Source organism: Frankia sp. Mgl5 (assembly GCF_023242985.1).
Taxonomy (GTDB): domain Bacteria; phylum Actinomycetota; class Actinomycetes; order Frankiales; family Frankiaceae; genus Parafrankia; species Parafrankia soli.
This window is the reverse complement of record NZ_JALKFY010000808.1, coordinates 1-22,650: the sequence shown is the minus strand read 5'-3', so window position 1 is coordinate 22,650 and position 22,650 is coordinate 1. Positions and strand designations below refer to the sequence as shown.

17 protein-coding genes and 5 pseudogenes are annotated in these 22,650 nt (G+C 68.2%); 11 read left to right on the top strand and 11 right to left on the bottom strand.

All coding sequences use genetic code 11. The annotated features are described in order from the left end of the window. Positions 1 to 300: a hypothetical protein gene (locus MXD62_RS30125; RefSeq protein WP_248832759.1), complete on the bottom strand. Its 300-nt coding sequence runs from the start codon at positions 298 to 300 to the stop codon at positions 1 to 3. 252 nt (positions 301 to 552) lie between these two features. On the opposite strand from MXD62_RS30125, the gene MXD62_RS30120 reads away from it, so the two are divergent. The 8 genes from MXD62_RS30120 to MXD62_RS30085 all read left to right on the top strand — a co-directional run bounded on the left by MXD62_RS30120 (position 553) and on the right by MXD62_RS30085 (position 8,911). Next, entirely contained in the window at positions 553 to 1,152 is a 600-nt protein-coding gene (locus MXD62_RS30120; protein WP_248832758.1) for a TetR/AcrR family transcriptional regulator, read from the top strand. Between the two features lie 256 nt (positions 1,153 to 1,408). After that, positions 1,409 to 2,788 carry an ABC transporter substrate-binding protein gene (locus tag MXD62_RS30115; RefSeq protein WP_248832757.1) on the top strand — a complete coding sequence of 460 codons (1,380 nt, stop codon included), beginning with the start codon at positions 1,409 to 1,411 and terminating at the stop codon, positions 2,786 to 2,788. Beyond that, positions 2,788 to 4,902, top strand: a complete 2,115-nt coding sequence (locus MXD62_RS30110; protein WP_248832756.1) for an ABC transporter permease — start codon at positions 2,788 to 2,790, stop codon at positions 4,900 to 4,902. Before MXD62_RS30115 ends, MXD62_RS30110 begins: the two co-directional genes overlap by 1 nt. Continuing rightward, positions 4,883 to 5,593, top strand: coding sequence for an ABC transporter ATP-binding protein (locus MXD62_RS30105; RefSeq protein ID WP_248832755.1), 711 nt, complete (start codon positions 4,883 to 4,885; stop codon positions 5,591 to 5,593). The genes MXD62_RS30110 and MXD62_RS30105 overlap by 20 nt, the downstream gene beginning before the upstream one ends. Further along, positions 5,590 to 6,330: an ABC transporter ATP-binding protein gene (locus MXD62_RS30100; RefSeq protein ID WP_248832754.1), complete on the top strand. Its 741-nt coding sequence runs from the start codon at positions 5,590 to 5,592 to the stop codon at positions 6,328 to 6,330. Before MXD62_RS30105 ends, MXD62_RS30100 begins: the two co-directional genes overlap by 4 nt. Next, positions 6,327 to 6,794 carry a hypothetical protein gene (locus MXD62_RS30095; protein ID WP_248832753.1) on the top strand — a complete coding sequence of 156 codons (468 nt, stop codon included), beginning with the start codon at positions 6,327 to 6,329 and terminating at the stop codon, positions 6,792 to 6,794. Before MXD62_RS30100 ends, MXD62_RS30095 begins: the two co-directional genes overlap by 4 nt. Before the next feature lie 191 nt (positions 6,795 to 6,985). After that, positions 6,986 to 7,858, top strand: coding sequence for an alpha/beta hydrolase fold domain-containing protein (locus MXD62_RS30090; RefSeq protein ID WP_248832752.1), 873 nt, complete (start codon positions 6,986 to 6,988; stop codon positions 7,856 to 7,858). Positions 7,859 to 7,930: 72 nt separating this feature from the next. Continuing rightward, positions 7,931 to 8,911 carry an alpha/beta hydrolase fold domain-containing protein gene (locus MXD62_RS30085; RefSeq protein ID WP_248832751.1) on the top strand — a complete coding sequence of 327 codons (981 nt, stop codon included), beginning with the start codon at positions 7,931 to 7,933 and terminating at the stop codon, positions 8,909 to 8,911. A 111-nt stretch (positions 8,912 to 9,022) separates the two neighbouring features. Here MXD62_RS30085 and MXD62_RS30080 read toward each other — a convergent pair whose 3' ends face one another. Both MXD62_RS30080 and MXD62_RS30075 read right to left on the bottom strand, forming a co-directional pair. Continuing rightward, positions 9,023 to 9,364, bottom strand: a complete 342-nt coding sequence (locus MXD62_RS30080) for a transposase (protein ID WP_251082532.1) — start codon at positions 9,362 to 9,364, stop codon at positions 9,023 to 9,025. Between the two features lie 49 nt (positions 9,365 to 9,413). Next, a pseudogene (locus MXD62_RS30075) lies at positions 9,414 to 9,900 on the bottom strand (LLM class flavin-dependent oxidoreductase); the annotation flags it as partial. Between the two features lie 537 nt (positions 9,901 to 10,437). Between MXD62_RS30075 and MXD62_RS30070 the strand changes: the two are divergent. After that, entirely contained in the window at positions 10,438 to 10,983 is a 546-nt protein-coding gene (locus MXD62_RS30070) for a TetR/AcrR family transcriptional regulator (protein ID WP_248832749.1), read from the top strand. Positions 10,984 to 11,190: 207 nt separating this feature from the next. Here MXD62_RS30070 and MXD62_RS30065 read toward each other — a convergent pair whose 3' ends face one another. The 3 genes and pseudogenes from MXD62_RS30065 to MXD62_RS30055 form a co-directional block, all read right to left on the bottom strand. Next, positions 11,191 to 12,258: an integrase core domain-containing protein gene (locus MXD62_RS30065; protein ID WP_248832748.1), complete on the bottom strand. Its 1,068-nt coding sequence runs from the start codon at positions 12,256 to 12,258 to the stop codon at positions 11,191 to 11,193. A 104-nt stretch (positions 12,259 to 12,362) separates the two neighbouring features. Continuing rightward, a pseudogene (locus MXD62_RS30060) lies at positions 12,363 to 12,713 on the bottom strand (DUF6444 domain-containing protein); the annotation flags it as partial. 136 nt (positions 12,714 to 12,849) lie between these two features. Next, positions 12,850 to 13,482, bottom strand: a pseudogene (locus MXD62_RS30055) (serine/threonine-protein phosphatase); the annotation flags it as partial. A 365-nt stretch (positions 13,483 to 13,847) separates the two neighbouring features. Between MXD62_RS30055 and MXD62_RS30050 the strand changes: the two are divergent. Beyond that, positions 13,848 to 15,017 (top strand): IS4 family transposase, encoded by a 1,170-nt coding sequence (locus MXD62_RS30050; RefSeq protein WP_248832746.1) that lies wholly within the window; start codon positions 13,848 to 13,850, stop codon positions 15,015 to 15,017. Between the two features lie 378 nt (positions 15,018 to 15,395). On the opposite strand, the gene MXD62_RS30045 is transcribed toward MXD62_RS30050, so the two are convergent. From MXD62_RS30045 to MXD62_RS30035, 3 genes are all read right to left on the bottom strand, one after another. Further along, a complete protein-coding gene (locus MXD62_RS30045) occupies positions 15,396 to 16,502 on the bottom strand; it encodes an IS3 family transposase (protein ID WP_285224238.1) in 1,107 nt (368 codons plus the stop codon). Next, positions 16,484 to 17,920 carry an NF041680 family putative transposase gene (locus tag MXD62_RS30040; protein WP_248832744.1) on the bottom strand — a complete coding sequence of 479 codons (1,437 nt, stop codon included), beginning with the start codon at positions 17,918 to 17,920 and terminating at the stop codon, positions 16,484 to 16,486. Before MXD62_RS30040 ends, MXD62_RS30045 begins: the two co-directional genes overlap by 19 nt. Positions 17,921 to 18,040: 120 nt before the next feature. Beyond that, positions 18,041 to 18,391, bottom strand: a complete 351-nt coding sequence (locus tag MXD62_RS30035) for a hypothetical protein (protein ID WP_248832743.1) — start codon at positions 18,389 to 18,391, stop codon at positions 18,041 to 18,043. Positions 18,392 to 18,700: 309 nt separating this feature from the next. On the opposite strand from MXD62_RS30035, the pseudogene MXD62_RS30030 reads away from it, so the two are divergent. After that, positions 18,701 to 19,393: pseudogene (locus MXD62_RS30030) on the top strand (ISAzo13 family transposase); the annotation flags it as partial. Between the two features lie 549 nt (positions 19,394 to 19,942). Here the strand turns inward: MXD62_RS30030 and MXD62_RS30025 are convergent. Together MXD62_RS30025 and MXD62_RS30020 are read right to left on the bottom strand one after the other, a co-directional pair. Next, positions 19,943 to 21,259: an ABC transporter substrate-binding protein gene (locus MXD62_RS30025; protein ID WP_248832742.1), complete on the bottom strand. Its 1,317-nt coding sequence runs from the start codon at positions 21,257 to 21,259 to the stop codon at positions 19,943 to 19,945. 211 nt (positions 21,260 to 21,470) lie between these two features. Then, positions 21,471 to 22,526: pseudogene (locus MXD62_RS30020) on the bottom strand (methylmalonyl-CoA mutase family protein); the annotation flags it as partial. Positions 22,527 to 22,650: the final 124 nt, after the last annotated feature.

The following is a 22,650-nucleotide window of genomic DNA, read 5'->3' as shown; positions in this document are numbered from 1 at the left end:
TCACTTGGCGAGAACTACACCCTTCATCGAACTCGCCCAGGCCGTCTGACCACTGCTCACCGGGCCCCTGGCATGCCCTGCTTCCTCCGAACGCAACAGCGCCTGGCCGGCCATCCCGAGCATCGCCAGGTGGCCGATCCCGCCGCCGAGCAGGCGGTCGGCCTGCGTCGGGATCAGGTCGTCGATGCCGATGAGGCCCATCGCCATCAGGCCGGTGACCTGCTGGGCCTTCTCTTCGATCGTCATGATCTGGATAAGATCCTCGGCCCGGCTTTCGGGACTGTGCGCGGCGTCGGCCATCGTCTGCGTTCCTTACGGAGGAGTCAGCCGGAGCGGCGGGAGTGTCGCCGTCCGGCGTCGGGTTCGGTCGGCTGCTTCCGACGCCCGCGGCGCGGTTCAGGACGGAGACCACCGTGACGGGCATCGGCATGGATAGCCGCCGCCGGGCAGCCTAGAACAAAAACCGGGCGGGAGCTAGGTTTTGCGTCGGGGTCGGCCGGTCACTGGGCTAGCCTGAGCCCCGTGGCGACACCGGGTACCAGGGGCAGTTATGTGAAGGGCCGCGCTCGGCGGGAGGAGATCCTGCGGGTCGCGGTGGAGGTCTTCGCGGCGCAGGGCTACCGCGGCGGTTCGCTGTCGACGATCGCCCGGCAGGTGGGTCTGAGCGAAGCGGGCGTCCTGCACCACTTCCCGAGCAAGGAACACCTGCTGGTGGAGGTCCTACGGCGGCGCGATGTCGAGGAGGCCGGCTGGCTGGGCGCCACGGCGGCGGACGACGACGTGGCGACGAGCTGGAGCGAGCGCCTGCTCGAGGTGGGTCGGCGGATAGTGGCGCGGCCCGAGCTGGCACGCCTGCACAGCAAGCTCGCCGGGGAGAGTCTCGACGCCGACCATCCGGCGCACGCCTGGTTCCGAGAGCGAAACCGGTGGGTCCGCCAGACGCTGGCGGAGGGACTCGCGGCGGAACAGCGCGCCGGCCGCTTCCCCCGCGGGTCCGCGCCGGACCTCGCCGCGGCCCATCTGCTGGCGGTCTTCGAAGGCTTGCAGGCCCAGTGGCTGCTTGCCCCGGACGAGATCGACTTGGTCGCTGCCCTGGCCGATTACCTCGCTTTGTTCGACGGCTGCCTCGCCGCACCGTCCTCGAAAACCTAGACGTCGCTCGGTTTTCTCTCTACGCTTCGCCGGGCCGGGGTCAGAGTGGCCTTGGGCACAAGCCAGGGCCGGGTCGCCGGTCCGTTTCCCGTCGGTGCCCTCTGGGCTGCAATCGTCGGGCCCGAGGTGAGGAGAGGCGATGAGAACAGTCGCTGACGGCTTGTCACGACGTTCCCGGTCCAGGTGGCGTTCGCCTGCGCGGCGGAGGATTTCGGTCCGCCGGCGCCGGCGGCGCAGCAGCATGGGCAGACGCGTCGTGAGACCGCAGACACCTCTCGTAGCCCTTGTCGTCGTGGCTTTAGTGGTCGTCGGATGCGGTCGTAGTGGCTCGAACAACGAGGTCGGCGGCGACGTTGCGACCTCGGCCACGCAGGCCGCTTCCGGCGACTTCGGTTCGTTGCAGGGCGTCTGTGGGCCCGGTACACCGACCGGATCGCCCGCCCAGGGCGTCACCGCGCAGAACATCAATGTCGGTGTCTTCACCGATGTCGGCTTCACCAAGAACCCGGAGTTCGTCGACGCCGCGAAGGTGTTCACGTCGTGGTGCAACGACGCCGGCGGCATCAACGGACGAAAGCTCGTCGCGACCACCCGGGACAGCCGGATTTTCCAGGTGCAGCAGCGGATGCTCGAATCCTGCGACGAGGATTTCGCGATCGTGGGAGGCGGCGCCGCCTTCGACGGCACGGGCGTCGAAGACCGCCTGTCGTGCCTGCTGCCGGCCTTCCCCGCCCAGGCGGTGGAGGTCGCGAACATCGGCTCCGACCTGCAGGTCGAAACCTCCGGCGGCGGACACTCGTACAACCCCTACGTTCCCTACCAGCGGTGGCTGCTCACGGAGGCCTACCCGGACTCGGCGAGCTCGGTCGGCATCATCGCCGGCGATCTCCCGTTGACCAAGACCATCGCCGCGGAGCTGGCCGAGGGGCTCAGCGCTACCGGTGCGACGATCACCTACAACGACCTCTACCCACCGGTCGGCGTCTCGGACTGGACCCCGTATGCCCAGGCCATCAAGAACAAGAGGGTCAGGGGCCTGGTGTTCCTGGGCGACTACCGGGACCTGGCCAAGCTCGAGCAGGTCCTGACCACCATCGACTACAAGCCCGACTGGATCGACGCCAACAGCAACGCCTACAGCCCCGCCTTCCTCGAGTTGCTGGGCACGTCCGCCGCCGCCCAGAACAATCTGGCCGACCTGGGAGGGACCTACCCACTGGAGCGGGCGTCGGCCAATCCGGCGACCCAGCAGGTCCTCGACCTGTTCGCCAAGTACGAGCCGACGGCCAAGGTCACCCTGCCCGTGCTGCGCGCCTTCTCGGCCTGGCTGGTGTTCGCCGAGTCCGCCGCCAGCTGCAGCGACACCGTGACCCGCCGCTGCGTCTACGACGCGGCCCGCACACAGACCGCGTGGACCGGCGGCGGCCTGACCGCCCCCATCGACCTGTCCGGCGCCGACACGCCGCTGGCATGCTTCAACGTCGAGCAGCTGACCCCGTCCGGCTGGCAGCCCGCCGCGTTCCAGCCCAACGACGGAGCCTACCGGTGCGGCGACGCCCCGTACCGGCTCACCAGCGACTACGGCCGGCCGACGACGCTGGCCGACGTCGGCAAGAGCCTCAGCGACCTCACGTAATGGACCAGTTCCTGGCCTTCGGGATCGTCGGGCTCAGCACCGCCGCGATCTACGCGGTCATCGGCAGCGGCCTGGTCCTGACCTACACCACCACCGGCGTGTTCAACTTCGCCCACGGAGCGGCCGGGATGATGGCCGCGTTCGCCTACTGGCAGCTGACCGCAGGCTGGGGCGTGCCGGTACCGGTCGCGTTGGCCGTGGTCCTGCTCGTCTTGGCCCCCGCCTTCGGGCTGCTGGTCGAGCGGTTCATCCTGCGACCGGTGCAGAGCCTGGGCGAGACCGAACGGCTGGTCATGACGGTCGCGATGCTCAGCGGCCTCATCGCGGTCTCACAGTGGATCTGGAACCCCAACGAGCCGCGCACGCTGTCCACGTTCTTCGCCGACCGTGCACCGCTGCACCTCGGGCCGGCCACCCTCACCTGGCACCAGACGATCATCATGATCGTCGCCGTGATGATCGCGGTGGGCCTGCGGATCTTGCTGTATCGCACGCGGTTCGGCGCCGAGATGCGGGCCACCGTCGACGACCGCGGCCTGGTCGGCCTCACCGGAGCCGATCCGCTGCGCGCCAACCGGATCGCGTGGATCCTCGGGACCCAGCTCGCGGCGGTCGGCGGGATCCTCATCGCGCCGAACGTCGCGTTGGACGCCGTCCAGCTGTCCCTGCTGATCGTCAGCGCCTACACGGCGGCGGTTTTCGGACGGCTCCGCAGCCTGCCGGCCACATTCGCCGGCGCCGTCGTGGTCGGCTGCACCGAGAGCTACCTGGCCGGCTACCTGCCCCAGAACGCCTACCTGCCCGGCCTGCGGCTGGCCGCCCCGGCCCTGCTGCTGTTCGTCGCGCTGCTGGTGTTCCCCCACCGGCGGCTACGCGGCCGCGACCAGCGGCTGCGCCCGGTGCCGACACCCTCGCTGCGGGGGACGGCCGCGTTCGGCGCGGTGACGGTCCTGTTCGGGGTGCTGCTCGCGTCGGTGATGGGCGAGGCCGACCTCATCACCTACGGGCCGATCTTCTCGCTCGGGGTCGTCGGCCTGTCGTTCGTGCCGCTGGCCGGGTACGCCGGCCAGATCTCGCTGTGCCAGCTGTCCTTGGCCGGCGTCGGTGCCGTCGTCTGGGGCCACCTCGGCAGCCACGGGGACCTGTGGGCACTCGGCGCCGCGATCGGTGTCGCGGCGACGGTCGGCGCCCTGATCGCCGTGCCCGTCCTACGGCTCTCGGGCGTGTACCTGGCCCTGGGCACCGCGGCCGTCGCGGTCGTCCTCGACCGGTGGATCTTCACCCTGCCCGCCTTCGACCTGCTCGGAGTACGAATCTCCCTGTTCGACCAGGGCTCCGTGGAGGCTGCCGCGCCGCGACTGTTCGGTGTCCGTTTCGAGAGCGGACAACGTCTCGTCATCTTCGCCGCGGTCTGTCTCGCTCTCGCCTCGCTCGGGGTGGCGTTGCTGCGCCGGAGCCGGTTCGGCCGCCGTCTGATCGCCCTGCGCGACAGTGAGGCCGCCTACGCCACGCTGGGCGGGAACCTGCTGATCGCCCGGGTCGCGGTGTTCGCGCTGTCGGCCGGAATCGCCGGACTGGGCGGGGCGCTCTACGCCATGCAGGAACGGTCGGTGACCGCCGACCAGTTCAACTTCGTCGCCGGTCTGCCGATCTTCCTGATCGCCGTGGTCGGCGGGCTGACCTGGGTCGGCACCGGCCTGTTCACCGGCACCGCCTACGTCGCGCCCATCAACGGGCTCGTCGCGCTGGCCCCGTCCTTGACGAACGTCGTCGCGCTGCTACCTGGACTGGCCGGCGTCGGCCTGGGCCGCAACCCCGACGGCGTGCTCCCCGAACTGCGGCGCCGCTGGGATCCCACCTTCGGGGAGCCGATCGCCGTGGCGCTGCTGGTCGCCGGGATCGCCGTGCCGTGGCTGCTCACCATGACCGGCCTCGTTAGCGGCGGGGCATTCCTCGCGACCTCCCTGGTCGTGGGACTCATCGCGCAGAGCTACGTCGCCAGCCGGCGGCCGGCCGTCGTCGAGGCGGACGTCCCGGTCGAATGGTGGGGCGTCCGGCGGCCGTGGCGCGAGGACGACGAGGAGGCGCTGGCCCGTGGCATCGCTCGAGGTTAGAGGCGTCACGGTCACCTTCGGCGGCCATCAAGCCCTGGCCAGGGTCGACCTCACGGCCGACCCCGGCCAGGTCACCGGCCTGATCGGGCCCAACGGCGCCGGCAAGAGCACCCTGTTCGACGTCGTGACCGGGCTACGTCGACCGTCGGCCGGGCAAGTCTTGCTCGACGGCCGCGACGTCACCCGGCTAGGCCCGTCCCGCCGCGCCCGCCACGGCCTGGCCCGCACGTTCCAACGCCTGGAACTGTTCGGCCGGCTCAGCGTCCGCGACAACCTGCTCGTCGCCGCCGAACTGGGACCCGACCGCCGCCGCGCGGCCCGCGCCGTCACCGACATCCTGGGCCGCCTCGACTTGACCGCGATCGCTGACCAATCCGCCGACAGCCTGCCCACCGGGATCGGCCGGCTGGTCGAGGTCGGCCGGGCCCTGGCCGTGCGACCCACGCTCCTGCTGCTCGACGAGCCCGCCGCCGGACAGGACCACGACGAAACCGCCCGGTTCGCCGCCCTGCTGCGATCCCTGGCCGCCGACGGCGCGACCGTCGTCCTCGTCGAACACGACATGGACCTCGTCATGGACGTCTGCGACACGGTGCACGTCCTGGACCTCGGCCGTGTCATCGCCGTCGGCCCGCCCCAAGAGATCCGCCGCGACGGCGCCGTCCTCGCCGCCTACCTGGGGGACGTATGAACGCCAGACCGGACCTCCACCCCCCGGCGGGCACAGGGCCGCTGATCGCGCTGTCCGACGTCCGCGCCGCCTACGGCCGGATCACCGTCCTGCACGGCGTCGACCTCTCCGCCCAGCCCGGTCAGATCGTCGCTCTCCTCGGCCCGAACGGCGCCGGGAAAACCACCACCCTGCGGGTCGCCGCGGGCGTTCACCCGGTCGCGTCGGGCACGGTGATGGTCGGCGGGCGGGACATGACCGGGGCCCGCGCCCGTGACCTGGCGCGCGCCGGGATCTGTTTGATCCCCGAAGGTCGCGGCGTGTTCCCGAACCTGTCGGTCCGCGACAACCTCCTGATGATGACCTTCACAGGCCGGTCCCGCGAAGAGATCGAGGAAATCGCCTACAGCCGATTCCCGGTCCTGGGTCAGCGACCCGGCCAGCCGGCCGGGACCCTGTCCGGTGGCGAGCAGCAGATGCTCGCGCTGGCCCGGGGCCTGGCCACCGACCCCGCTGTCCTCCTGCTCGACGAGCTGTCCATGGGCCTGGCACCCCTGGTCGTCGGCCGACTTTACGACCAGGTCGCCGAGATCGCCCGCGACGGCGTCGCCGTGCTGATCGTGGAACAGTTCGCCGCCGCTGTCCTGGGCATCGCCGACCACGCCGCCGTTCTGGTCCGCGGCCGGATCGAACGGGCTGGCCCTCCCGACAGCCTGCGCACCGACCTGTCCGCCCTCTACCTGGGGAGTTCCGTATGACACCGACCGGCGCGCGCGCGGACCGCTTCGTCCGCGAACTGGCGGACCTCGAGATCCCCGACCCGGCCGCCGGGCGTCCCAAGACCTGGCTACGTCTCGGCACAGTCCTGATGCTGCTGGGAGCTGCACTGGCCGTGTCGGCCTACTTTCTGTCCCACACCACCCGCGACCCCCTGGTGCAACGCGACGCCATCACCCTGGGCCTGGCCGCCGTGACCGCCGCCGTCGTCGGCTCCGCGATCTTCCTGCGGTACTCCCTGACCGGCTTCCTACGGTTCTGGATGGCCCGCCAGTCCCACGACATCGCCCTGCTCGCCGACCGCCTGCTGGACCCCGACACCGGCCGCGACCTCACCGGCCCCGACCCCGACCCCGACCCCGACCCCGTGACCCTGCCGGCACCCCAGACCGCGCCGCGGCCCACAACAGCCGCCCGCGACACTGTGACCACACCGCATCACTAACCGTCGCCCCCGCCAAACGGTGAGAGCCAGCGCAACGGTGCGGGGCCGCTGCCCGCGTCCGGAGCCGGCGGCCGATCACCATCCGCCCCCCGATCATCGCCGGAGGATCCGTGTCACCCGCTGCGCGCCGTTCACCATTCGCCGACTACGTCAGTGTCTTAGAGACCCACCCGGAGCTGGTGGCCGCACGCATGCCGAAAGGAACCGACACTGCGGCGCTCACCGCCCACTACCCGAGCCTCGCCGTGGTCGAGACCCGTGAGATCACCATCAGCGGCGCCCACGGCGACATCGCCGCGCGGCACTACCGGAGCCCCCACGGCGGCGCAGGCCCGGCGCTCGTCTGGATCCACGGCGGCGCCTATGTAGGCGGTGACCTGGACATGCCCGAAGCGAACTGGATCGGGCTGGCCCTGGCCGCCCGCGGCATCCCAGTCCTGTCGGTCGACTACCACAAGTGTCTGCACGGCGTCTGTTACCCGGTGCCCTGTCAGGACGTCCTCACCGCCTGGCAGTGGGCGGCACACCACCCCGACGAGATGGGAGCCACACCAGCCCACCTGCACCTCGGCGGCGCCAGCGCCGGCGCGAACCTCGCCGCGGGAATGACAAAACGCCTCCGTGACGGCGCCGGCCCCGCCCCGGCGTCCTTGCTGCTGGCCTACCCGATCGTCCATCCCCAACTACCGCCGCTGAACGACGACCTGCGCACCGCGACCGCCCACCTGACCGACACCGCCGTGACCGCCGACATCGTCGCCGACTTCACCCGCCAATTCACCGGCCCCCACGACATCCTCGCCGACCCCTACGCCTTCGCCGGCAACGGCGACGTTTCCGGCCAGCCACCCGTCTACATTCTCAACGCGCACGCGGACTACTTGCGTGCATCCGGCGAAACCTACGCCGCGCAACTGAGCGCGGCCGGCGTCCCGGTCACCGTCGAGGTCGAACCAGACGCCGAGCACGGACACCTCAACATTCCGTTCGAGGCCCCCGGCGAGCGCAGCCTGGACCGGATCACCCACTGGCTCACCGCAGCCGCCGGCCCCACCGACGCGTGAAACAGCCCACCGCACCGGCGGACCACCGCTGCCGGCCCAGCAGCACCCGCCGGCACCGACCGTGAGGTTTCCATGAGCGCACCCGACTTTCCGGCACCGCCCACCGACCCCGACTGCGGCGCCGCATGGCGCGACATCGTCGACCGCTACTTCGGCGGGGTTTCTCCCATGACGCTGACCGAGGAAACCCTTCCACAAACCCGCGCCTTCACCGTCCCGGGCCGCGACGACCTCCTCAACCTGTTCCCGGTCACTGAACACGAGCACACCATCGCCGGCCCCGAAACACCGATCGTCCTATCGGTCTTCACCCTCCACGACCACACCGCCGCCGGCCCGGGAATCCTCTGGATACACGGCGGCGGGATGGCCACCGGCGACCGCTTCAGCGCGATGCCCGCGCTCCGGCTCGCCGTCACCACCGGCGCGACCGTCGTATCGGTGGAATACCGACTCGCTCCCGAACACCCCGATCCCGCACCCCTCGACGACTGCTACACCGCACTGCTCTGGGTCGCTGAACACGCCCAGACACTGGGCATCGATCCCCACGCGCTGATCCTCGCCGGCAGCAGCGCCGGCGGCGGCCTCGCCGCCGGCACCGCGCTCCGCGCCCGCGACCACGGCGGCCCCGACCTTGCCGGACTACTCTTGCTGTGCCCGATGCTCGACGACCGCATGCACACCCCGTCGTCCCGCATGACCGCCGACTTGTCCTGGACCAGGAGCAGCAACCAGACCGGATGGCGCATGCTGCTCGGAGACCGCGTCGGTACCGACAACGTCACCACCTACGCCGCCCCCGGCCGCGCCACCGACCTCTCCCGACTCCCACCCACCTTCATCGACGTCGGCTCCGTTGACCTCTTCCGCGACGAAGACGTCGCCTTCGCCTCCACCATCTGGGCCTGCGGCGGCGACGCCGAACTCCACGTCTGGCCCGGCGGAGTTCACGGCTTCGAGGAATTCGCCCCCCACACCGCCCTTGCCACCGACACCCTCACCGCCCGCAGCCGCTGGCTCACCCGCATCCTCGCCCGAGCCCGCCCGTGAACCGCCCAGACACCCGACACGCCAACCTCCCGGGCCTCACCTTCTCGACCGCTGACTGAACTGGCGCGACACAAAACCCGGCGAAAGACCCACCGCTCCCGTCGCCTCGCCTCACCGCGGACCAGTCGTAATCACGCAACCCGTGCACGCCCGCACGTCCCGGAGCCGTCCCGGCAGACCACCTGAACGCCGGGATGGGCACGTAGCCAGGCATCCAGTGACGAAGAAGCAGTACAGGCGCCGCAGTGTCACGGCGCAGTCGTCAAACTCGGCGGGCAGATGCCGCCAGGCGCACCCCGCTGTCAGCACGTAGACCACCGCAGTGAACACCGCCCGATCCTCGATCGGCGCGGTCCCACCACCCTGGTGGCGGGTCTCGAACCGGGGCAGCAGCGGTTCCACCAGCTCCCACAGATCGTCCGGGACCAGCCGCAGAGCGAGGCTGCTCTCCATCACATCCATGATCAGATATGTACCCGCAGCCGCCACACAAGACACGCTCTTAGTCCTGGTCGAGGAGCTCGCGGAGTAGATCTGTGGTGCGGCGTCGGGAGGCCGCCCGTGCTTCCCGCGTGTCGCCCACCGGGACCACGTTGGCCCAGATGTCGGTGGCGCCAGCGTCGATCAGGCTGTGGAGCTGGCCGCGTACGGAGGCCTCGTCGCCGACGATGGCAGCCTCGGTCGCGGTGGAGGCCCCGCCGATCCTGAGGATGCGCTGGTAGTTGGGCAGGCTCCCGTAACCTGCGGCGGTAGCTGCCGTGGCGGCGCGGGCCTCGTCGAGGTCGTCGTGGACGGCGACGGGGAGCCCGGCGACGATGCGCGGGGCCGGGCGGCCCGCCGTGGCCGCCGCGGCGTGCACCTTCGGCGCCACGTGGGTCTCGATCGCCCGTAGCGGGGCCATCCACAGCACCACGCCGTCAGCGAGCTGGCCGGCGACCCCGGAGCAGGCGGGGCGACAAGGCCGCGAGCAACACGGGCACCGGGTGGCTGATAAGGCTGTGTTGCGCTAGGTAGCCAAGGATGCGCTCTGGTGGCAGCATTGGGATCTATGATGTGCGGGTTTCAGTGGCCAGCCGTGACCGGATTCCGGCCGCAGAGCAGCACGACCCGATGATCCGCCGGACGGTGGACGTGGGCAGCTGAACGGTTCCATGCAGGAGGCCCGGTGCCGCAGCGGTCTTCGCTCCCCGCTGCCGGCGCCACCAGCGATGAGCGAAGCGGAATATGATCACCAGGGTTGCGCCGGTGAGCACGGACACCCCTGACTCGCCGGCCGGTCCAGCCGAGGCAGGCGTCCGGCTGTAGCGAGTGGCTGTCGGCCAGCAGCCCGCCCGACCGCGGACGATACTGATTGCGGTGCCACCGGGCTGCCGACTACTCGTGGTCCCGTCCGGGACCCGCGGGATCGGACCCGCGGCGTCAGGAGATACCTTCGCTGGTGAGCGGATGGAGCGGCGACGAGGAGGCAGCTGGTGGCATCCTCCCGTCGTGTCGGGTCGACGACGTCCAGGACGCGAACGCTGCTGTTGAACAGCGCGCAGCAGCTCATGCTTGAGCACGGCTATGCCGCCGTCACCTACCGAGGTCTCGCGGCCCGCGCCGGCGTTGCCGCGAGCCTCGTGCAGTACTACTTCCCCACCCTCGATGATCTCTTCGTGGCGCTGCTGCGGAGCGGAACGGACCGCATCCTCGAACGATTCGCCGAGGCATCCCAAACGGAGCAGCCGCTCCGCGCGGTCTGGGAGTACGCGAGCGACAAGACCGCGACAGCTCTACTCCTGGAGTTCATGGCCCTCGCGAACCATCGCAAGGCTATTCAGAGTGAGATCGGTCGTGGTGGTGAGCGTGTCCGCGACGCTCAGCTCGAGGCCGTGTCCCGGCAGTGGACACAGTATGGCCTTGACGAACGGGCTGTGTCCCCGGCCGGGCTCCTGTTCATGATGAACGCTATTCTCCGCATGCTGGCGCTTGAGGAGACCTTCGGCACCCATACCGGTCATCGCGACGCGGTCGAGATCATCGAGCGGTTTCTGGACCACATCGAACCTCGTCGGCACGAGCGTGAAGAATAGGATCTTCGGGCCGACTGGCCAGGGCCAGCAAAGTCTGTAGCGGTTCGGCACCGGATTTCTCTCCCGGTTCCGAGTTGATCGCCGCTCACGTGCCTGGCGTCGACGACCGTGTTGAGGTGCGAATTCGTTCCGGCCAGTCCGTCGGTCACCCGCGCCCTGGGAGCCTGTGGGGTGCCAGAACTCGGCCACCGGTGGTGACCTGGGGTTTTAGGCGGCTCGTTCGTATTCGTTGATCAGGCCGCCGAGGACGGGCCGACGTTTGATCCGTTCCTGGGTCAGGTCGGCGATGGGGTGGTCGGGCCGGGGTGGTTGAAGGTCGCGGCCGCGGTGGGGTCGTCGTCCGTTGTAGTGGGTCGCGTAGTCGGCCAGGACGGTACGCAGATGCCGTTCACCGAAGATCAGCATCCGGTCGGTGACCTCGTTCCGGACGGTGCGGACGAACCGTTCCGCGTAGGCGTTCGCTCGGGGAGCCCGGGGCGGGATCTTGACAGCGGTGATGCCGGCGTCGGCGAGGACCGCGTCGAACGATGCGGTGAACTGCCCTGCGCGGTCGCGGACCAGGAACCGGAAGTCTGCCGCGCGGTCACCGAGGTCCATGAGAAGGTTCCGGATTTGTTGGGTGGTCCACGGTCTGTCGGGGTGGGCGGTGATCCCGACGATGTGGACGGTGCGGGTGCCGACCTCCAGGACGAAGAAGCAGTACAGGCGCCGCAGCGTCACCGCGCAGTCCACGTGGAAGAAGTCCACGGCCAGCATGGTCGAGGCCTGGGTACGTAGGAACTGCCGCCACGTTGTGTCGGTCTGCCGCCTGGGCGCGGGTGGGAGACCCAGGGACGTCAGGACCCGGCGGATCGTGGAGGCGCTCACCCGGTGGCCGAGCTTGAGGAGCTCACCCTGGATCCGCTGGTAGCCCCACGTCGTGTTCTCGGTCGCGGACCGCTTGATGAGTGCGGCGATCTCCGCGCTGACCGGAGGTCGTCCCCTCCGCTGCGGATGGGTCCATTTCCGTGTGATCAGACGGCGGTGCCACCGCAGGACGGTACCAGGGGTGATCAGCCGGTGGGCTCGCAGCGTCGTGGGGAGAAGCCGGATGAGTGCGGCGAGGACCGCCCGGTCTGCCCAGTCCCACCGGGGCTTGGGCTGGGTACGGCGCAGCACCGCGACCTCGTGCCGTAACACGAGCAGCTCGATGTTCTTGGACGCTGACGAACGGCCGAGGAGGACCAGCCAGCCGCACACCCGAACGAAGATCAGATAGAGCAGGCGGATGGACATAGCTGACCATCATGCCGCCGGCCCCGCACGGCCGCATCCCCGCAGGTCACAGGCCCAGGCCGACTTCTGGCACCCCACAGGTGGCGCGCTGTGGCGAACACCGGCGCCCCGGCCAGCGACCCGCCACAACCCGCGCAGGACGGCGGGTCGATCGTGAACGTCTCGTCCGGGTCGGCGACCATCTTCCGGGTCTGGCCGGGCGCGCCGGGCTGCTTGCCTCTCGGCCGGCCCGAGGACGTGCGCGAGGAGCGCGTCGGCGCCTTCGTGTACGGGTCGTCCGACGACGGCGGCCGTGACGAGTTCTGGCTGTTCTTCCCCGCCTGGCGTTCCAGCTCGGCGACCCGACCGGCCAACTGCTCGATCAGTTCGGTAGCCGCCGCGAGCTGCTCGGCCATCCCCGCGATCTGCCTATCCTGAGCCGCGATCGTGGCGTCCCGGTCCGCGAGCAGGCGCATGAGATCCTCGTACGTCGGCCGGCCGGCGAGGTCCACACCCGGGACGCTAGCGGATCACCACCCACCGCCACGCGATCACACGAACGATCACCACACAAGATCCGGAAGACGCCCGCTCAACCGAGCTGAACAGCTACATAGCATCGATAACAGCTATATGTAGGATGTCGTCGTTGAGCGCGTAGTCGAAACTGTCACCCGCGACCTCGTAAGCGGGTTCGAGAATTCCTGCCACCGAAACCTGCGGAGTGGTCATTGTCAGTGGGGGCAGCAGGGACCATTGGATCTCCGCGGCCACGCTCATCCGTTCGCGACGCCGGGCCTGGAAGAACCGGTCGGTGTAGCTGTTCTTGGTGACGATCATGTCAGCGACCAGGCCTGCCAACCGTCCGAGCAGGCGCCGGTCGTCATCATCGACAGTATCGAGGGTGACTGCCATCACCCCCACCTCGTCGCTGCCATCCAGGAGCGGCATGAACATCCGTACGCCATCGGCTTGCGGTTCGTCGACAGTAGCTGCGCGAAGGAAGGCTCTACCTGCCGAGGTGCCATCGATCGGCTCGGATTTCCCGACCATGAGGCCCCTGCCCTGCAGCGGCGCAAGCCTCAGCTGATCGTAGTCCTGGAGGAGGATCGAGACGTCCCGGCCACCGATCCTGCTCACCTCTTCCGCGACCAGCGGGGCGATCAACTGCGGAGGCATCTCATGGGCCCGGTCCAGCAGAACACCCAGCAGCCGCTCGCCGAAACCTTCCGACCGATCGACCATCACCCTGCCGGGCTTCCGCCCTTCCTCCGCCACAGCGATCCCCCTTTTCCTGCCGATTCACACACTTCCGTCCGCACACGCTGTGTCGATCCATCAGGAACTCGCCGCGGCACGTCCGGTACCTATCATCGCTCCCTATCGCCCGCCATGAAAGCCGGTGCCAGCCGGTTCCCGATGGATCTCCTTCCTCATGATCCAGGAGATCTTTCCGTCAGCTTTTAACAAGCCGGACCACCGCGCCAGTGTCCATGGATCAATGGCCGTAGGTTAAGTGATCGTCGTGTCGGTAGGCTTGGCCTGTGGGTCATGACGGGAGTGAGGGGCTGTCGCCGGAGGGCTGGTTGCCGGACCGGGTGACGGTGGGTGTGCTGACGCGGGTGTACCCGCCGGAACTGGTGGACCGGGTGCTGGCCGTGACCGACACCGCCGAGGTCCGCCGCCGGTTGTTGCCGTCGCGGCTGGTGGTGTACTTCGTGCTGGCGCTGTGGCTGTTCCGGGGCCGGAACTGTGGCTATGTGCAGGTGCTGGCCCGGTTGACCAACGGGCTGCACTTCCAGCGCCGGGCCGCCGCCTTGGCCGCGGGCGAGCCGGACGGGGCGGGCTGGTCGCTGCCGGCGAGCCCGTCGCTGGGCGAGGCGCGGGCGCGGGTCGACTCGGACCCGGTGCGGATGCTGTTCGAGCACGCCGCGGGGCCGGTCGGGGTCGCCGGCCAGGCCGGGGTGTTCCTTCACGGCCTGCGGCTGGTCCAGATCGACGGGTCGACCTCCGACGTGGCGGACACGGAGAAGAACCGGGCCTTCTTCGGTGGGCCGTCGAACGCCGACGGGCCGGCGCCGTTCCCGAAGGTCCGCTGGGTCATCGCTGCCGAGGCCGCCACCGGCGCCCTGCTGGGCGCGTCGTTCGGCCCGTGGACCACGGGCGAGCCGGCGCTGGCCCGCGACCTGCTGCCGCACCTGGGCCCGGAGATGCTTACCCTGGCGGACCGCAACTTCCTGTCCCACCGGCTCGCCACCGAGGTTCTGGCGACCGGGGCGCACCTGCTGTGGCGGGCGAAGGCGAACTTCGCGCTGGCCCCGGTCCGCGTCCTCGACGACGGCAGCTACCTCGCCGAGCTGAAACCTGCCCGCAAGGGCGACGGCCCGCCGCTGACGGTGCGGGTGATCGAGTACACCGTGCACTCCACCACCGCCGACGGCCAGAGCAGCTCGGAGCTGTTCTGCCTGGTCACTGACCTGCTCGACCCCGAGGAATGGCCCATGCTCGACCTGGCCTGCGCCTACCCGACGCGGTGGGGATGCGAGACCGTGATCGGCCACCACAAGACCGACCTCGGTGAAGGACGGCCTGTCCTGCGCTCGAAGGACCCCGAAGGCGTCGCCCAGGAGATGTGGGCCCTGTTCGCCGTCTACCAGGCACTCGCCCGCCTCATCGGCGTCGCCGCCGACACCACCGGCACCCCACCCGAAAAGATCAGCTTCCGCCGGGCCCTGACCGCCGCGTCCGACTCCATCCGGGCCGCGGCTTTTTCCCCCTGAACAGGCACTTCTCGCGTTCCTACTCGAGATCCTCGACCCACGGCTGATCATCCCCGACCGCCCCGGTCGTACCGCACCCCGCAGGACCCGCCGGCCCAGCACCTACCCTCGCCGCAAGGCCGACGACCCACCCACCCGGTCCGTCACCTACCGTCTCGAACTCCACTGCCTCGACTTCCGATGACCAACCATCCCCAAACCTTCAGGGGATCATTTAACCTATGGCCATTGTGCGCTGGGCAGAAGGGAAATACAAGCGGCTGAAACGCAGCGACCGTAGGGCGCGGGCGTGGCTCAGGGCAGTCCGGGAACGGTCCCCTGGCCTGTTTGCGCACTGGGAGTTGCGGTACTGCGGAGCCTGTCAAACATGGTGAGACATCAGGCGGCTTCGTTCGTGTGTAGCGTCTCCTCGGTCTCGATGATCGCTGGGGGCTGGTTGATCCACGCCTTGGTCGGTAGCGCAGGCGGAGTTGGTCGGTGGTGGAACCGCTCGGGGTTGGCGAGGTAGGCGGCGTCGAGGACCTGGGCGCGTCGGGTCTGGATCTCGTGGGCGGTGCCGTCATGGACGCTGGCTGGGGTGTGTAGAGCGACGCCTGAATGCCGGTGGTCGTTGTTGTAGTAGCTGAAGAAGACGTCGCAGAAGACGCGGGTGTCCTGGAGAGAACCGAAACGTCCCGGGAAAGCGGGGCAGTATTTGAGTGTCTTGAAGTTCGCTTCGCTGTAGGGGTTGTCATTGGAGACGTGCGGGCGGGAATGGCTCTGGTCGATGTTCAGGTAAGCCAGGAGGGCGGCTACCGGCTGGGAGGTCATCGAGGTTCCGCGGTCGGCGTGGACGGCGTTCGGTTGGACGTCGCCGTTCACGGCGACTGCGTGCTCGATGAAGGCTTTTGCGAGTTCACCGGTCTCGGTGGGATGAACCTCGAAGTGGACGGCTTTGCGGGAGAATATGTCGAGGATGACGTACAGATCGAAGTACACACCGCGGACGGGTCCGGTTAGCTTCGTGATATCCCAGCTCCATATTTCGTTGGGTCTGGTCGCGAGTAGTTCCGGTTTCTTCCGGGCGGGGTGGGTGGCCTGCGCACGCCGCTCGACGGTCTGGTGCCGGGCACGCAGCAGCCGGTACATGGTGGACACGCTGGCCAGGTAGACGCCCTCGTCGAGCAGAGTCGCCCAGACCTGGGCGGCGGACTTGTCGACGAACCGGTCGCTGTTGAGGAGCTCCAGTAGCCGTTCGCGTTCGGTGTCGTCGAGTGCTGCCGGGTGGACGGCCGGGGCCCGGGGCAGGCGTCCTGTGGATTGTGTGGGATTACGCCGACGGTACACCGTCGCCCGGGACATCCCGAGCAGGTCGCACGCGACCTTGATCGAGGTCAGTGGCACCAGCGAGGTGAACGCCTCGTCTACTACCTGCCGGGTTTCTTGCTGGAATCCGCGCTCTCGGAGATTAGTTCCAAGCTTGAGATTTAACCTTTCTTCTTGCATCCCACCGCAGCTGGTATGTCTGTTTTGCGGATTTCTGAGCCGAGTCGGTGGCGTGGGGCGGGGGTGTTCCGGCCGCCGGGTGGGCGGCCGGGGCCGGGGTGGCTGGTTTTCGGGAGACGGGTCGGGGTGCCCAGGCGGTCGCGGAGATGTCGAAATGCGCGGCGGACCCGGTAGGGCGTGAGGGGTTTACCGGGGCGTGGCCGGCGTTCCCAGGGCCGACGCAGGTCGGTGGCCAGGTCGCGGGCGAGGCGGAGCTGGGTGTAGGCGGCGATCAGGAGCCAGGTCCAGCGGATGGCCTGCTCGGGGTGACGTAGCCGGGCGGCGGTCCACCCGAGCTGGGACTTCATCAGCTTGAAGGTGTGTTCCATGTCGAAGCGGCGCAGGTAGGCCCGCCAGCACACGTCCAGATCGGGGGCGTGGGGGCCGGAGTGCCACAGCCACATGGTCCGGTGCGGGCTGCGGCCATCGGGGAGCCGTTCCACCCGTACCTCGATCACGGTCCCTTCGATGATCGGGAGGCGGGTGAAGATCCGGGCTCCGAGACGCGCGAAGTAGCCGCTGCGCGCGACTCGCTGGTGCATCTGATGCCAGGCCCGGACCTCGACCCGTCCGTAGTTCGTCGTGTCGGGCACGATCAGTAGCTGGTCGGGGCGGCGCAGGTTCACCGGCGTGTTGAGGGCGAACCGTTGGCCGTGGATGCCGTTACGACCAGGGCCGGGTTTGCGGGGGCCGGGCCGACCGTCGTAGAAGACCCGGTCGCCGGCGATCCGCACCAGGGTCTGAACCGGCAAGTCGTCCAGGGCGTGGGTCAGCGCGGCGGCCGCGTAGCCCTGGTCCAGCACGAACAGCGGGATGGGGCGCCCTTGCCCTGGTTGTGTGTCCAGCCGCCGGGCGAGGTCGCGGATCTGCTCCGCGGTCGAGAGCACGGGACAGCTGCCCTGGGGCAGGCGGCGAGCGTCAACGGGCTGTGTCCACGAGGAACGGCCCCATTCCAGGGCGGTGATCCACTGGAACTCCCAGCCGGGCACGACCTTGCGGTCGCCGTCGCAGCGGCACGGCGCGTAGTGCAGGCCCCGGTCCGGTGAGCATTCGGCGTTCGGCCGCGGGAACGTCGTGGAGTCCACACCGAAGATCAACGGGCTGTCGGGTGGTAGCTGGTCGGCCAGGAGGTCCCGCAGTCGTTCCTCATCGATCCCGCCTTGCGTCAACGCGTCGTACAGGGCTCCGTGACCGCGGCGGAATACCGGCGCCAGCGACAGCTCGACCAGAGAGGTCACCGGACCATCCGTGCACAGCACGGCATCCGCCAACTCGAACAGCGTGTCCGCCCGAGCGTCCAGACAGCTGTGGAACCCCTCACGGAACCGGGCCAATTCGACCAACGATTCAGTGTTGACGCCTTCGCGCAGTAAACTCACCTCTACGGAATCCGGTGCGACCGACGCTGATCTCAACGCGAAGGCATGATCTCGTAGAAGGTGTCGGCTCGTCCGGTGGATCCACCGATCCGCCAAAATCGATCTTGAGATGCTTAAATCTCAAGCCAAGAGCGCGTGTGCTTTTCCCACGACTTCCAGCGCTGCTTTCGTTCTTGCCAGCTCGGTGGCGAGCCGTTCGTTCTCTCGGCGTAGCCGCTCGTTATCGATATCCGTCTCGCTGGCCGCGGGCCGACCGGCGGGCTTTCCGGTGAGACCTTCGCTGGCCCCCTGGTCCCGCGCCTCGCGCCACTTCTGGATGTGGGAGTGGTAAAGACCTTCCCGGCGCAGCAACGCGCCTCGTTCACCCGACTCGGTCAACCCGTCGTACTCGTTCAGGATTCTCTTCTTGTAGGCCGCGGTGAAGCTCCGGCGCTTCGGCCGGTCCGACCGCGGTCCTCCAGACGAGCTCACCCCGCCATCCTCCTGCTTCGAGGAGGCCATGTCTGCCATGGTCAACGTCACTGGTCTTGAAGATCCCGTCTCGCCCTACGCTACAGAAGTCTCGGTGATCCTCATGTCTCACGGGAGTCTGACAGACAGGGCTGACCGCCTCGTAGAGCGGTGCGGCTACCTACGGACTCGCCAACCTCTGCGGGATGAGCAAAGCCACAGGCGGCCAGGCGAGCACCGCTCGTGATGTGCAGCAGGAGCCGGATGAATCGAGAGATTCACGTCCGTGATCTGTGGGGGCCAGGGGCTGAAATGCCCCTGGCTACCCGGCAGCACCGGTTGTTCTCCCGGATCAGCACGAACTGGCGCGGCCGGCCGCTGACCAGCCACGAGGTCGTGGTCAACACGATCGGGGCGATGACGACGCGCACCGGCCTGACCATCCACGCCGAACTCGACCCCGGCACCTACCCAACCGGTCTCACCGTGCCCGACGAGGTCATGGACGCCCTCCCGCTGACCGCCCACGACTGGCACGGCCAGTGGAACTACACCCTCACCCCGGCACCACCCCAGACGGTCTCGACTCCGGCGTCACGGTACGTCGACCGCGGCCAGCCGGACGACCGGGCCCCGGACTGGCTACGCCATCCGACGATCACCGGTATGAACGACGGCACGTTCGCCTCTCTGCTCGCCGCGGTCGAGCAGTACATCCTCGACCATCCGCCGATCAGCCTGCACCACCTGCACGCCCGCCACCGCATCCTGCGACGCGGACCCCTCTCCCTGTCCGACCGGCTGCTCATCACCGTGATCCACCACCGTTGGAAGACCCAGCACCAGGCACTCACCCGCCTGCTCGGCTCACCCCGCGGCGCCGTCAGCGACGCGATCCACGAGATGACCCCCGTCCTCGAAGGCCTCGACCGGCGCATCCGACCCGCACCGATCACCGCACCGACCGCGCACGACCTCACCAACCTGATCGACCAAAACAACATCAAGAACGGGACTTATTAATCGGCGGCTCCCTGGGAGGGCCTCCCCAGTTCCCGCCGCCACTATCAGTACGTTCCGCGCCCCATACGCCGGGGAGTTCCTCACGGCTGCAATTCCAGGATCTTCGCCGCTTCCATGGCCTTCGCCCCGATTCCGAAGGGCTCGGCACTCCCTTGTCCCGTTCGAAGAACGGGCTGAGTAACGACGCCGCAGGCTTCGCTTTATGCTGCGGACCGCACTGTCGCTCCCCCTTGCAGGGCCTTTGACGCTGGGCTTCGACCCCGCCCGTTTCCAGACGAAGTCGCCAGCCTGCTACCGGGCCTCCTGGCAGCTACCCGGACCGGACTTCCACCGGCAAGCGACGACGAGCTTACGAAAGGTAGATCGGCCGTTTACACGGCGTCACCTCCAGTCTGCTGGGCGCACGGGAAAGGCTCACTAACCTCGTCGTGGGCCCGCGGCTCGTTCTGTTCGGTACTCCGGCTGGGCTTGTTCACGACAGGAAGAGCGAAAATCTCGTCCCGGCGTATCCGGCTACAGCACACCGCACTTGACTAGTTTTGCGAACGTTCAGTTGATCAAGTTACCACAACGGGCTGCGGATTGCAGCGGTACGAATTGCCTGCCGTCGTCGCTGACGCGCACGAAGTAATAGCAGTCGGTGAGTTGGCCCCGGTTTTTTGCGAGATCCACCGGCGCGGGAAGCAGACCGGCGCCGCCGTAGTCGTGCACGGCACGCAGACCTTGGATGAACGACTGGCGGTTCGGACATGCGCCGCCGGCTTGCAGACCGCGTAGGAACAGGTCGGCGGACAACCAACCGAACACCGCGCTTTCCTGCTCCGGCGCCTCGCTCTGCGAAGAGTAGCGAGCCATTGCGGTGAGCAGCCGCTGATGCGCGGGGGTGTTCAGCTCAAACGGGAGGAAGCTGATGTAGATGCTGGTGCCGGCCAAGACTGGGCCGAGTTTTTTTAGCAGGTCCCGATCGTAGCCGAGCGAGAGGAGTACCGTCCTGAGGTTGACGCCAGCGGCACGGACCGCAGGGAGGATCTGAGCGAGGACGTCCGGGGTGACGACGCCGGTAATGGTGTCGATGTTCGCCGCCTTCATCTGCCTGGCCAACGCCCCGAAGCCGGTCGTCTCGGCGGTCACCTCAAAGTTTATGTCCACGCTGACACCGGCCGCCCATAGGCTGTCAACGAGCTGCCGATGGTAGTCTTGTACCGCATCGTTCAACGCTACGTCCACCACGGCGGCCCGGGTTCCCCCCGTACCACGGATAAAATCCCCCCAGACGGTGGACGATCCGGCCGCAAGTGTATAATTATGCCACGTGAACATGTTCTCGTGGGCCGCCCAGACGGGTTCGGCTCCTAGCCCGATGACCGGTACGTCCAGATCCGCGAGGTACTGGGCTGAGCCGGAGACCGCACCCAGTCCTTCCATGATGCCGAAGACCTCTTCTTTCTGAATGAGTTCGCGGGCCGCGGTTAGATTCACCTGGGGGTCGGAGGCATCGTCCCGCCAAGTGTAGACAATCTTCCGCCCGTTGACGCCGCCTGCGATGTTTACTTCACCAAGACGGGCCTCAATCCCTGCCCGGAACGCACGCATGCTGTATGAGAACGGCCCGGTGTCAGGGAACAGAACGCCGGCCTTAATCTCGGTCTCAGTAATGCCCGGTGCGACGCAGGTAGCTGTCCCGGCGCGTCCGGCGGAGTCCCCCGAACCGGTGCACGCAGCCAGTCCGACCAGGCCGCTCAGGATAAGAATCAGCGCAGTCAGCCGTAATAACGATGGCCGTCCAGGCAAGACCATCGCGACGGCGCTCCCGCTCTGTTTCAGATCTTTCGCGCCGTTCACCGCCGACGACTTCACCTCAAGCATTGCCTGACGACCTTCTGTAGGGTTTTGGCAAAATTTCCTGTCATTATCCAGTTTCATGATCGCATGGGCTGGTAGTTCAGATCAGCGAGAATGGCGACTTAGTCTTTAAGTGATGTATACACTTCCCGGCATGCACGGGATGCACGACACCGTTGGCGACCGGCAGCCCTGACTACGCAGGTGGTGCGGCGGAAAAGAAAAGTGTCGGCCGCTACACTGGCATCCGAGAATCAGGTGGCACCTCACGGTGGAGGCCGCGGGTGGTACGTACGATATTAACGATGTCACGCATAATCCTGGTCAAGCCGTAATCTTTGGGTGTGTAGACGGACGCTATCCCCATCGCGATCAGCTGCTGTACGTCACTGGCGGGGATGATCCCGCCGACCACGACCGGCATGTCCCCCAGCCCGGCGGCGCGTAGCCCGGTGAGGACTTCGGGTACCAGATCCATGTGCGATCCGGAGAGCACGGACAGGCCGACCAGGTGGACGTCTTCCTCGACAGCGGCGGCGACGATCTGTGCTGGGGTGAGCCGGATACCCTGGTAGACGACTTCGAAACCGACGTCGCGGGCCCGTACGGCGATCTGCTTGGCGCCGTTGGAGTGTTCGTCCAGGCCCGGTTTTCCGATGAGCAGCCGCAGCCGCCGGCCGAGCTCATGGCTGGTACGGGCGACGAGCTCGCGTACTTCGGCCAGTTCCGCGCCACCCGCGGCCGCAGCCGCGGCCGACACTCCGGTCGGAGCCCGGTCCTCTCCGAACACCTCGCGTAGGACCCCGGCCCACTCCCCGGTGGTCACTCCGGCTTGGGCGCAGGCCAGCGTCGCAGGTACCAGGTTGGCGTCGGTCTTCGCCGCCTCCCTCAGGCTTAGCAGAGCCTCGTCGACCGTGGTGGCGTCCCGGCCGGCGCGCCAGGCGGTGATCCGGGTCCGGGCCGAGGTCTCCACCGCCGGATCGACGGTCTGCACCGCTGTGTCGAGGTCCGCCAATAGCGGGTTCGGTTCGGTCTCGGTGTACCGGTTCACCCCGACCACGGTGTCCTGTCCTGATTCGATCCGTGCCCGCCGGGCGGCCTGGGAGGTGACCAGCTGGGACTTCATGTATCCGCTCTCGACCGCCGCGACCGCGCCACCCATCGCCTGGACCCGGTCGATCTCCTCGGTAGCGGCTTCGACCAGCTCGGCAACCCGTTTCTCCACGACGACCGAGCCCTCGAAGAGGTCTTCGTATTCCAGTAGGTCGGTTTCGTAGGCGAGGACCTGCTCCGCGGCCCGGTCCTGTTCGCTGAGCTTCCCGCTGCGCACACCCCGGTCTAGTGCGCTGACCACGAACGTTTCCGGCCGTGAAGTAGGTAGGGGTGGGTGGTCGTGGGCACACCGTGCCTGATGA

Coding starts and splice junctions, on each gene's coding strand:
- MXD62_RS30125 (WP_248832759.1), bottom strand. CDS start 300: ATGGCCGACGCCGCGCACAGTCCCGAAAGCCGGGCCGAGGATCTTATC.
- MXD62_RS30110 (WP_248832756.1), top strand. CDS start 2,788: ATGGACCAGTTCCTGGCCTTCGGGATCGTCGGGCTCAGCACCGCCGCG.
- MXD62_RS30100 (WP_248832754.1), top strand. CDS start 5,590: ATGAACGCCAGACCGGACCTCCACCCCCCGGCGGGCACAGGGCCGCTG.
- MXD62_RS30095 (WP_248832753.1), top strand. CDS start 6,327: ATGACACCGACCGGCGCGCGCGCGGACCGCTTCGTCCGCGAACTGGCG.
- MXD62_RS30090 (WP_248832752.1), top strand. CDS start 6,986: ATGCCGAAAGGAACCGACACTGCGGCGCTCACCGCCCACTACCCGAGC.
- MXD62_RS30085 (WP_248832751.1), top strand. CDS start 7,931: ATGAGCGCACCCGACTTTCCGGCACCGCCCACCGACCCCGACTGCGGC.
- MXD62_RS30080 (WP_251082532.1), bottom strand. CDS start 9,364: ATGGAGAGCAGCCTCGCTCTGCGGCTGGTCCCGGACGATCTGTGGGAG.
- MXD62_RS30065 (WP_248832748.1), bottom strand. CDS start 12,258: ATGTCCATCCGCCTGCTCTATCTGATCTTCGTTCGGGTGTGCGGCTGG.
- MXD62_RS30045 (WP_285224238.1), bottom strand. CDS start 16,502: ATGCAAGAAGAAAGGTTAAATCTCAAGCTTGGAACTAATCTCCGAGAG.
- MXD62_RS30025 (WP_248832742.1), bottom strand. CDS start 21,259: ATGCTTGAGGTGAAGTCGTCGGCGGTGAACGGCGCGAAAGATCTGAAA.